3 protein-coding genes are annotated in these 3,582 nt (G+C 57.7%); all 3 read right to left on the reverse strand.

The window, feature by feature from the left end; translation table 11 throughout:
* Positions 1-185: 185 nt before the first annotated feature.
* Genes FOA17_RS10615 through FOA17_RS10625 form a run of 3 tightly spaced genes read right to left on the reverse strand, consistent with a single transcriptional unit; the run spans position 186 to position 3,441 of the window.
* Positions 186-1,196 carry a tyrosine-type recombinase/integrase gene (locus FOA17_RS10615; RefSeq protein ID WP_149141474.1) on the reverse strand — a complete coding sequence of 337 codons (1,011 nt, stop codon included), beginning with the start codon at positions 1,194-1,196 and terminating at the stop codon, positions 186-188.
* The gene (locus FOA17_RS10620) at positions 1,193-2,185 is read right to left on the reverse strand and encodes a tyrosine-type recombinase/integrase (RefSeq protein WP_149141475.1); all 993 of its coding nucleotides are present in this window, start codon (positions 2,183-2,185) and stop codon (positions 1,193-1,195) included. The genes FOA17_RS10615 and FOA17_RS10620 overlap by 4 nt, the downstream gene beginning before the upstream one ends.
* Entirely contained in the window at positions 2,182-3,441 is a 1,260-nt protein-coding gene (locus FOA17_RS10625) for a tyrosine-type recombinase/integrase (RefSeq protein ID WP_149141476.1), read from the reverse strand. The genes FOA17_RS10620 and FOA17_RS10625 overlap by 4 nt, the downstream gene beginning before the upstream one ends.
* Positions 3,442-3,582 lie beyond the last annotated feature (141 nt).

Raw genomic sequence — 3,582 nt, forward strand, 5'->3', positions numbered from 1 at the left:
TGGATCTTTTGTGCCCCGTTTTCTTATGTGTCCTACCGTCAAAATGGGTTGGTCTTTCAATGGCTTGTGGACCGAAGTCGGACACATAACGGTGCATATCTGCTGGCATTGGATGTTTCTGGTTTTGGGCGAAAGATGATTGTAGGGACACCGGGCGGTCAAACATGCCGCCCAGTGTCATATCGCTACAGGGATGACAGCCACGCCAGCATGGCGGCATCATCTCGCCATGCGGACTTGCTTGCGCCTCTGGTTGCGACCGGTTCGAGCAGGTCCAAGGCATCGGCCTTCATGCGTATGGTTATCTCGGCGTAGCGATTGGTGGTCTCAAGATTAACATGCCCCAGCCAGCCCCGAATGACGTTGACCTCTACGCCTGCCTCGAGGAGATGGACCGCTGTTGTATGCCTGAACACGTGAGGCGTGAGGTGGGTGCGCGACGCAGGCACCCCTGCCGCCTCCCAGAGTTTGCCATAATGGCGAATACGCTTGTAGATACCGAAACGGGTCATCCCACCGCCTGTACCGCCGACGAACACAAGGCTATCCGGTGAGAGAACCGCGCCCCGTTCATCCAACATGGCCTGCAACGCTTTGGCGGTCTGGGCCCAGAGAGGGCAGGTTCGCCATTTGGAGCCTTTGCCCAGTAATCTGACCCGAGCCGGTGAGGCTAAATCGAGTTGATTCACCTTCAGTTGCGCGACCTCTGAGACGCGCGCACCGGTGTTGTAGAGCAGCATGAGGAGTGCACGGTCGCGAAGCGAAAGACGGTCCTGGGCGGGGATGCAGGCAAAGAGCGCCTCGACTTCATCACGTGCCAGAAACTTCATCTCTGGACGCTGATGGCGCTTCATCGGGATGGCTGCAACCTTGGCGCTGACCGGCAACATCTCTGGTGCCGTCCTACCGAGATACTCGAAGAAAACATGAAGGGCTGTCAGGCGTTGGTTGCGCGTACTGATCGCATTACCACGCTCGACTTCCATGTTGTGCAGGAATGCCTGCACGGCAGAGTAGTCCAAGTGCTTAAACTCGAGGCCACTGGCCCCTATCCGATTGGCATCGGCCACGAAGATCAGAAACAAGCGCAGGCTGTCTCGATAACTGCGGATCGTGCTGGATTGCAGGCCTTTATGGCGCGGCAGATACTCCAGAAAGTAATGGTGCACGGATGCCGGAAAGTTTGGCTGCGTCATGCTTCGCCTCCATCGGTCAGCGTCGGCGCGAAGGCTTCAAAGCGGTGGTTTGCGGCATCAAGCAGGTCGTTCGTTATGGTCAGATAAACTGCTGTGCTGTTGGGATTGAGATGCCCCAGAAATGTGGACAGATGATGCAGACGGTCAGCTGGCGCGATCCCTTGGCGGTACCAGTTCAGCAGGGTGCGCACCGCGAATGAATGTCGCAGGCCATGAACGTGTGGGCCGGAAACACCAATCGGTATCGCAAGGGCGAGTTGGGGCAACAGATCATCACGGAATGTGTTGCGGATGCTGTTGGTGCTGATCGGTGTACGGCCATTCCAGGAAAACAAGTGATGGGCGCCTGAGCAGACGAACCCATTTTGCTCCCGTTGTGTCCGATAGGTGCGCAGCCTGACGGCCAGCTTGGGCCCAAAGGGCACAAGTCGGTCCTTGCCGAATTTGGTGTTGCGGATCTCCACCAGGTCGCGCGTCAGATCCACATCGCCCCATTGTAGATTGGCGACTTCCCCGACCCTCAGGCCAAGGCTGGCGAGCAAGGCAAAGATCATCTCATAGATGATGCCGCGCTGCGGCGCTCGCGCGTTGTCTGGCAATGCTGCTGCCAAAGTCAGCAGGCGCCGTATCGTCTCGTCTGAGAACAGGTAGGGCAGCTGTCGCGCTGTTTGCGGCCGAGCCTTGATCGTTACCGGTGAGGCACCTGGGATGTGTTGGCTGGCGATCCAGTCGAACAACCGTCGAACATCTCCGAGCAGATTGTTGTAGCTGCGCGGGTTGGTGCGTTTGCGGGAATCCAAGAAGTCCTGCAGGCACTGTGCGTCAATCGCCTCAATGCTTTCCACGCCGCGGTTGATGAGAAATCGATCGAGCAGCCGTAGTTGGCGGTCTTCGCAGGCGAACTTGCACCCCATGGCGCGTTTTGCACGCAGGTATTGTTCGATCTGAGGGGCTAGGATGCTTTGAAAGCTGTTCCAGGGGGCGGTCATAGCACGTCCTCCCCTTGGGCAATGACCATCTCTCGCAGCTTGTGTACCGCCACCTTGCCATAGACCAATGTGGATGCCGGGTGGCGATGGCCGACATAGTCGCCAATGATTTTGAACGGCAGGTCTGCTTCCACAAGGCGTTGCACGCAGGCATGGCGTAATGTGTGCGATCCTGCGCGCGCAACCTGAATGCCAATTCTGCGCATGCGGCCAGAGACCATGCACGACACCCCCGTATGCGTCATGGGTGAATAGGGCGATCTTGCGGCCAAGAAGACTTGGCGATCAGCGATATCCGTGCGCCGAACGCGCAAATAGGCGATCATTGCTTCGCCGACTGTCGCTGACAGCGGATATCGGGTCGAATGGCCGCCTTTGCGCATTGGGATGCTGATCTGGTCATGCTCCCAGTCAAGATCGTCCAAGCACAGGGCCGCTATCTCCCTCGCACGCAATCCGTAACTGGCCAACAACGTCAGAATGGCGTAGTCACGCTTGCCCAAGTCGGAGCGGCAATCGACGCTGGCCAGCAAGCGTTCGACATCAGGCCATGAAATCGCTCGTGGAATGGATGCCTGCCGATAGACGCGGCCGCGCGGAATACTGCGCGTGAGATCGTTGGCGATGATACCTTCACGGTGCAGATAGGCGAGGAAAACACGCAAGGCGCCCGTCGTGCCGAGCATGCCGGACTTATGCAATGCCTCAGCGCGGACGTTGATGAAATCGGTGATGGACGCCGGGGTAAGCGCCGACAGGGTTATGCCCGTCTGCGCCAAGTATGACTCGAACGGGCGTAGGGTGTAGGCGTATTTGTGTAGTGTCGCTTGTCGCAGTCCTTTCTCCTTGAGAAGGAAAGGGAAGAAGCCGGGCACGCTGACGTAGAAGGGATTGGCCTGACGGTGGCTTTGCCGTGTGAAACCCGGCAGGGCTAGACAGAGCATCCGCTCCACTGGCAAACGGCTTTGAGAAATGATTGTCGCCCTATCTTGGGGGCTCTTGCACCACGTGCCATGTTCAGCAATCCAGTGGCTGACAAACGCATCTACGTGGTCGGGCAGTTCATCAAGGCGTTTTGCGCCGCGCCCAACGGCAAAATCGTTGAAGTGCCCGAGGGCCCGAATATGCTGCCGAACAGTGGCGGTCCCGGTATGTAACTCATCAAGCGATTGAGCGTAGCGCTCGATCTGCGGCCCAAGCCACTGGGCTCTAATACGGTCGATCACCATGAGCGACCTGAAATGGCGTTCCAACATGACAAGCATCCTTCTGGAAAATGGCAGGTGCGGTCATGTTGCACGGCGAGCACCGTTATGTGTCCGACTTCGGTCCACAAGCCATTGAAAGACCAACCCATCTTGACGGTAGGAGACATAAGAAAACGGGGCACAAAAGGT

It is taken from the genome of Gemmobacter caeruleus (genome assembly GCF_008271655.1).
Lineage (GTDB): Bacteria > Pseudomonadota > Alphaproteobacteria > Rhodobacterales > Rhodobacteraceae > Gemmobacter > Gemmobacter caeruleus.